We start from the raw sequence: 7,295 nt of genomic DNA, 5'->3' as shown, positions 1-7,295 counted from the left end.
TCTGAAACGCCTGAAGAAGTCGGAATGTCCAGTGTTTTAAAGAAAAAAATAGGTATCACATATCTTAATAGCTTTTGTTTTGGTTTTAGACCGTCTGTAAAGTTTGATTTAGATTATCTTGCATTTATGCTTAGATCTGAATCGGTAAGAAAGCAAATAAAACTTTTGGCACAGGGAATTTCGAGATTTAATATAGCAAAAACAAAGATGATGTATATTGATATTCAAGTGCCAAAAATAGATGAACAAATAGCTATTGGCAAGTATTTTGCTCAGCTTGACCGTCTTATCACCCTTCATCAGCGTAAGGTTGCATTGCTGCAAAATATCAAGAAAGCCTGTCTTGAAAAGATGTTCGTATAGGGGAAGCCGTATGACATTGGAAAACAAACTGGGTTTGACCGAGGCGGCGGAACTTGCCCGCGCCGAGGAGAAACTGAGTAAGGCAAAAGCGGCCCTGCTTTTTGAACAGGGCCTGCTGGACACCCTTCCGACAGGCACTTTTGCCGGACTCGCGGCTATCCACCAGTTCTTGTTTGAAGATATTTATCCCTTTGCCGGGCAAATGCGCCATGTGAATATCTCCAAGGGGCAATTCCGTTTTGCGTCCGTCCTCTATTTGGCGGACGCCTTGCGGCGTATAGATCGTATGCCGCAAGGCGGCTTTGATGAAATCGTGGAAAAATATGTGGAAATGAATGTGGCTCACCCCTTTCGGGAAGGCAATGGCCGCAGTGCCCGCATCTGGCTGGACGCCATGCTGAAAAAGGAATTGGGCGTGGTAGTGGACTGGAGCGGAATAGACCGGGAAGCCTATTTGCAGGCAATGGAACGCAGTCCTGTCAATGATGCTGAAATCAAGGATCTTTTGAAAAAGGCATTGACCGATCAGGTCAATGACCGGACCGTCTATATGAAGGGTATAGACGCAAGCTACCACTATGAAGGTTATCATATTTTCCGTACAGAAGACCTGAGTCGTAATTGACGCGAGGAAAGCATGAAATTTCGCAATGAAAAAGATTTTGAGGATGCGCTTGTTGCCATGCTGCCTACGGTCGGGTGGGAGGACTCGGTTCTGGAAAATTATGATGAAACCAAACTGTTGCAGAACTGGGCCAATATTCTGTTTGAAAATAACAGAGGTATAGATCGTCTCAATGATTTTCCGCTGACAAAGGGAGAGATGCAACAAGTTCTGGAGCAGGTGAAAGAACTCAAAACACCACTCAGGCTTAATGGTTTCATCAATGGCGGCAGTGTTCAGATTACGCGCGATAATCCTGAAGATACGCTGCATTTTGGCAAAGAGATTTCCCTGAAAATTTATAACCGCAAAGAAATAGCCGCTGGGCAGAGCCGCTATCAGATCGCCCGGCAGCCCCGCTTTTCCGTCAAATCAAAACTTCTCAATGACCGCCGGGGTGATATGCTGCTGCTGATCAACGGCATGCCGGTCATCCATATTGAATTGAAAAGAAGCGGCGTTCCTGTCAGCCAGGCTTGCAACCAGATCCAAAAATACGCCGCCGAGGGCTGCTTTACCGGTTTGTTCTCGCTGGTACAGATTTTTGTGGCCATGAATCCTGAAGAAGCTCTCTATTTTGCCAATCCCGGCCCGGAGGGTAAATTCAACCCTGATTATTATTTTCACTGGGCGGATTTCCATAACGAACCAATCAATATATGGGATAAATTTACACGCGACCTGCTTTCCATCCCTATGGCTCATCAGCTTATTGGCTTTTACACCGTGGCCGATGATTCGGACGGCATATTGAAGGTGATGCGGAGTTATCAATACCAAGCTGCCAATGCCATTTCCGACAAGGTGGGCAAAGCTCGCTGGGAAGCTGAAAATTTGGGCGAAAATCAGCGCGGTGGTTTTGTCTGGCATACCACAGGCTCCGGCAAGACCATGACTTCCTTCAAGTCCGCCCAGTTGATCGCTTCCTCCAAGGATGCCGACAAGGTTGTTTTTCTGATGGACCGTATTGAACTTGGAACTCAGAGCTTAAAGGAATATCGGGGATTCGCTGAAGAGAATGAAGATGTGCAGGCAACGGAAAACACCAGTGTGCTTGCCGGTAAACTGAAAAGCAATGATCCGGCCGATACCCTGATTGTCACGTCCATCCAGAAAATGAGCAATATCAAGAATGAGGGTGAATATGGTCTGAATGCTGCGGACTTGGAAAAAATGCGATCCAAGCGCATTGTTTTTATTGTGGATGAATGTCATCGCTCCACATTTGGGGAGATGCTGCTGATTATCAAGGAAACATTCCCTCTGGCCATGTTCTTTGGTTTTACCGGAACGCCGATTCACGAAGAAAATCAGAAGAAAAAAAGTACGACAGCTACTGTATTCGGCAATGAGTTGCACCGGTACAGTATTGCTGACGGGATACGCGACAAAAATGTACTTGGGTTTGACCCTTATAAAGTAGCGACCTATAGAGATCAGGATGTTCGGAAGGCTGTTGCTTTGGAACAGGCCAAAGCCTCAGATGAGGAAGAGGTACACTCCGACCCTAAAAAGGAAAAAATTTTCTATAAGTACATGAATATGCCCATGGCAGGGCATACCGATGCCACGGGGAAGCGCTGCAAGGGGATTGAGGACTATATTCCTCATACCCAGTATCAAACCCCTGAGCATCAAAACAAGGTTGTGGAAGACATTCTGGAAAACTGGTCAACGCTCAGCCATGGAAACAAATTTCACGCAATTTTTGCTACATCATCCATTCCGGAAGCTATAGAATACTATCGTCTGTTTAAGTTGGCCAATACAAAACTCAAAATTGCCGCCTTGTTTGACCCTAATATTGATAATGATGATGCCACAAAGGCTCTCGACAAGGAGGCCGGGCTGAAAGAAATTGTTGAGGACTATAATGCGCGCTACGGGCAACATTTCAGTATTCCCACTTTTGCCGCTATGAAGAAAGATATTGCCTCCAGACTTGCGCATAAAAAACCGTATGAACGCATTGGACGGGAACCTGAAAAACAGCTCGATCTTTTGATTGTGGTCGATCAGATGTTGACGGGATTTGACTCCAAATGGGTCAATACGCTTTATCTGGATAAACTGCTCCAATATGAAAATATTATTCAGGCGTTTTCCCGTACCAATCGTCTTTTTGGGCCGGACAAACCGTTTGGAACTATTAAATATTATCGTTACCCGCATACTATGGAGAAAAATATTGAGGCTGCCGTGGCTCTGTATTCCGGAAACAAGCCACTTGCCCTCTTTGTTCAGAAGCTCCCCGAAAATATTGAGGGGATGAACAGGCTTTTTGCCCAAATTTCCGATTTGTTTAACGGCGCAAAAATTGAAAATTTCAGCAAACTTCCTGACGATACTTCAGAGCGGAATAAATTTGTCAAGTTATTTAATGAGCTTAATGAATATTTTTCCGCCGCCAAAGTGCAGGGCTTTTCATGGGGTAAAACATGCTATGAATTTATAGATAGGGAAACAAACAGACCATGTAGTGTAAAAGTTATAATTGATGAATATACATATAACACTCTTGTAAAGCGGTATCAGGAGTTACATTCTGATACAGGTGCTGGTAATAATGAAGACGATGCCCCGTATGATCTTGATGGATATATTACAACGATTGATACGGATAAAATTGACTCGGATTATATGAACAGTCGTTTTGTAAAGTATATCAAAGCATCGCGCCAAGAAAATATAAGTGAAGAAGAAAAACAGCAAGCCCGGAATGAGCTGCATAAAACATTTGCAAATCTTTCTCAGGAAGAGCAGAAGGTGGCAAATATTTTGCTTCACGAGATGCAGCGAGAAGATTTTGTGTATGAAGAGGGCAAGACCTTTCGAGAGTATATTTCAGATTATCTGTTCAGAAAGCATGATGCACGCATTCATGTCCTCGCCTCCGTTTTTGGCCTTGATGAAAAAATGCTGCACAGTATGATGAACTTGCATCTGACTACACAAAATATCAATGAATTCGGTCGATATGATGCATTGAAAAACACCATAGACAAACAAAAAGCCAAATTATATTTTGAGTCACTGGAAGGAAAGAGACTTATCCCTCCCAAAGTGTCGGTAAAAGCTGATAATCTTCTTCGAGAGTTTATCATCAGCGGAGGTTTTGATATTCAAAAGCCGGAAACTTACGATTAACCAAAGTGGAATGCTAATTTTGCATCCAAAGGGCCGGAGCTTCTGCTCCGGCCCTTTCGCATGTTTGGGAACAGCGTAAGCTGGGGGAAATTGGTACTTCTTTCGACTATGGTTTGAATGCTGCGGCAAAGCCCTTTGATGGAAAAAATAGATATATCAGAATTACTGACATTGATGATAATTCAAGGTCTTTTTTGCAGACTGATTTGACATCACCTGATACAAACTTGGATCAGGCTAAAAGTTCTATTCTTCAAGAAGGAGATATTGTATTTGCTAGAACTGGAGCAAGTGTTGGGAAGACATATATTTATAATAAAAATGATGGATTAGTATATTTTGCGGGCTTTCTCATCAGGGTAAGGGTCAAACCTGAATACAATGTAGATTTTGTTTTCCAGAATACTCTGACTAAAAATTATGCAATGTTTATTAATATTACCTCACAGCGGTCTGGACAGCCAGGTGTAAATGCTCAGGAGTATGCGTCTTTCACATTTTTGACACCCACTTTGCCAGAACAAGCCCGCATCGGCGCCTTCTTCCGCCACCTCGATCGCCTTGTCGCCCTTCATCAGTGTAATTGTAATATGGCTACAAGGCCATGCGAATGGAGTTCTGGGCTTAGAGCAATCGCTTGGGAACAGCGTAAGTTGGGGGATTTGGCGGGATTTCTGCCAAATAATACGTTTTCAAGAGCTGAACTTTCTGAAAATGGCAGGATACAGAATATCCATTATGGCGATGTGTTGATAAAATTTGGAGAGGTGCTTGATGTCGCCAATGAACAGCTTCCATTCGTAGCAAAAACAAAAAAGATTAATAAAATTAGTGAATTAAAACTTGAAAATGGCGACATTGTATTTGCTGATGCCGCTGAAGATAAAACTGTCGGTAAGTGCACAGAATTATTTAATATTATTGATAAAATTGTGATTAGTGGCCTTCATACCATACCATGTCGGCCCCAAATCGCCTTCGCGACAGCTTATCTTGGATACTTTTTCAATTCTCCATGCTATCGCACTCAACTTTTACCATTAATGCAAGGGATTAAAGTTTTGTCACTATCTAAAACCGCACTGTTACAAACTGATATCTTTTATCCAAAAGACCAATCTGAGCAAGCCCGCATCGGCACCTTCTTCCGTCACCTCGACCGTCTTATCACCCTTCATCAGCGTAAGCATATTTTATTGACCTAGGAGGTAGAATTATGTTGAGCAAGGTAAAAGCGACAGATCTTTTTTGCCAATATTATGCGCACTGGATAAGGGTATATAAAGATGGAGCTGTCAGAAATGTCACGATGAAAAAATATCTTATGACACAGTCATGGATAACAAAATTGGCTCCTGAGCTTCGTGTGTGTGATGTTACACGAGTAGCATACCAACAGCTTCTCAATGATTATGCAGTTTTTCATGAGCGCCAGACGACTATGGATTTTCATCATCAGTTAAAAGGAGCTATTCTTGATGCTGTTGATGAAGGATTAATCGCAAAAGATCCAACACGCAAGGCAATTATAAAAGGGAAAAGTCCTCGTGAAAAGAAAATAAAATACTTAAATCAATTTGAACTGCATAAACTTTTATCTAATTTGAATCTTCATAGGGGAATATGCTGGGACTGGCTGATTCTTCTTGTAGCAAAAACTGGAATACGTTTTTCAGAAGCGTTAGCTATCACACCCAAAGATTTTGATTTTGCGCATCAAACTTTATCCATCAGCAAAACATGGGACTACAAAGGAAAAGGAGGTTTTCTCCCAACAAAAAATATATCATCTGTACGAAAAATTCAGATTGACTGGCAGACAGTTATTCAATTTTCAGAACTTGTCAAAAATATGCCGCCAGCAGATCCCATCTTTGTTGTAAAAGAACAGATGTACAACTCAACAGCAAATGCAATACTGGCAAGGCATTGTAAAAATGCTGGAATTCCTGTAATTTCTATTCATGGGTTACGACATACTCATGCCTCATTATTATTGTTTGCTGGAGTATCAATTGCCAGCGTGGCACGCAGGCTTGGGCATTCCAGCATGACAACAACACAAAAAACTTATCTTCATATTATCCATGAACTTGAAAATCAAGATATTGATTTGGTGATGCGTTCCATATCAAGTCTTAGTTGAAAAGTTTATAGATATTGTACGGTGATGCGGATGAAGGGAGTTAAGCTTTGCCGAAGCGGAGCATATAGTTAATTCAGTATGTTATCATGTGATTAAATATGATCCCCCCTAACATTAGAAAAAAGAGCGCTATCAATCCTTTTTTGTGCCACACTTTCTCCGCTTCGGCAAAGCTCATTGCGCTCAAAGTACCACAAAACACACCCGTCGCGAGACACAGCCCGCTGATAAGCCAGCCGGAGGGCATGTGCAGGAGTGCCGCAAGAGGAATGTCCCTGCCGGTGTCGATACGGAAGCCCGCCCAGAGCATCAGGCTCCCGTAGGCTAACAGGCAAATCAGGGCCAGCAGCCACATCGGCACCAACTTGCCGTATTGAATCTTTGAAGCAAGGTTCTGTCCCTCCTGCACCAAGCTGTCGGTGAGCTTGGCTTGTGCGGCGGCAGTTTCCTTTTCTGCGGCAGCGGCCATGCCGTCCATGATGGTTTTGGACGCTGCGGCGATTTTCTCCGGCAACGCTTCATAGTAGACGCGCTGATATTCCATCGCGGCCAGCAACGGCCAGAGCGCGTCATCCTCCCGGAGATTCAGCCTGTTGCCGACCTCCCGCAGACGGGCCGCTTCCGCTTTGGATAAATCCCTGCCGCACGCCTTGCCGAGATCAATCACAGTATCCATGCTCATGACGCTTCCCCCATAACGGAATCAAACATTTTCGCGCACACTCCCCGCCAGCGTTGCAGTTCCGCCCGTGTGCCGAAGGGCATTTCAGGATGGGCTGTACGGATGGACATGCGTCTGGAATACAGCCAGTCGGCCACGCGGTTGCCGACAGCCGGAAAATCCAGCGTCCTGCTGTTCTTCTCCACCGCTTCCCGCGCTTTGGAAGTGTTATACAAATCAAAACGCCGCGCTTCACCGAAATACAGGTTCCGACAAACGTGGATGGGCACGTCTGTGAACACTTCCTGAAAGGA

Annotated in this window: 7 protein-coding genes; 5 read left to right on the top strand and 2 right to left on the bottom strand. The window is 43.9% G+C overall.

Features of this window, described 5'->3' with window-relative positions:
* From T370_RS23230 to T370_RS24645, 5 genes are all read left to right on the top strand, one after another.
* Positions 1-363, top strand: a 363-nt coding sequence (locus T370_RS23230; protein WP_211250541.1) for a restriction endonuclease subunit S, incomplete at its 5' end; no start/stop codon positions are given.
* Between the two features lie 10 nt (positions 364-373).
* The gene (gene fic / locus T370_RS0120550) at positions 374-988 is read left to right on the top strand and encodes a protein adenylyltransferase Fic (protein ID WP_029436852.1); all 615 of its coding nucleotides are present in this window, start codon (positions 374-376) and stop codon (positions 986-988) included.
* Positions 989-1,000: 12 nt separating this feature from the next.
* Positions 1,001-4,174 (top strand): type I restriction endonuclease subunit R, encoded by a 3,174-nt coding sequence (locus T370_RS0120545; RefSeq protein WP_029436851.1) that lies wholly within the window; start codon positions 1,001-1,003, stop codon positions 4,172-4,174.
* Between the two features lie 23 nt (positions 4,175-4,197).
* On the top strand, positions 4,198-5,379 hold the full coding sequence (locus tag T370_RS25800) for a restriction endonuclease subunit S (protein WP_282705466.1): 1,182 nt from the start codon (positions 4,198-4,200) through the stop codon (positions 5,377-5,379).
* A gap of 11 nt (positions 5,380-5,390) precedes the next feature.
* The gene (locus T370_RS24645; protein WP_077073067.1) at positions 5,391-6,320 is read left to right on the top strand and encodes a site-specific integrase; all 930 of its coding nucleotides are present in this window, start codon (positions 5,391-5,393) and stop codon (positions 6,318-6,320) included.
* Positions 6,321-6,393: 73 nt separating this feature from the next.
* On the opposite strand, the gene T370_RS0120535 is transcribed toward T370_RS24645, so the two are convergent.
* On the bottom strand, positions 6,394-7,002 hold the full coding sequence (locus T370_RS0120535) for a hypothetical protein (protein WP_029436849.1): 609 nt from the start codon (positions 7,000-7,002) through the stop codon (positions 6,394-6,396).
* Positions 6,999-7,295: hypothetical protein (locus T370_RS25420; RefSeq protein ID WP_029436848.1), on the bottom strand; the 297-nt coding region annotated here is incomplete at its 5' end. The genes T370_RS0120535 and T370_RS25420, both read right to left, overlap by 4 nt.

The organism is Bilophila wadsworthia ATCC 49260 (genome assembly GCF_000701705.1).
Classification (GTDB): Bacteria; Desulfobacterota; Desulfovibrionia; order Desulfovibrionales; family Desulfovibrionaceae; genus Bilophila; species Bilophila wadsworthia.
This window is presented reverse-complemented; position numbering and strand designations above follow the sequence as displayed.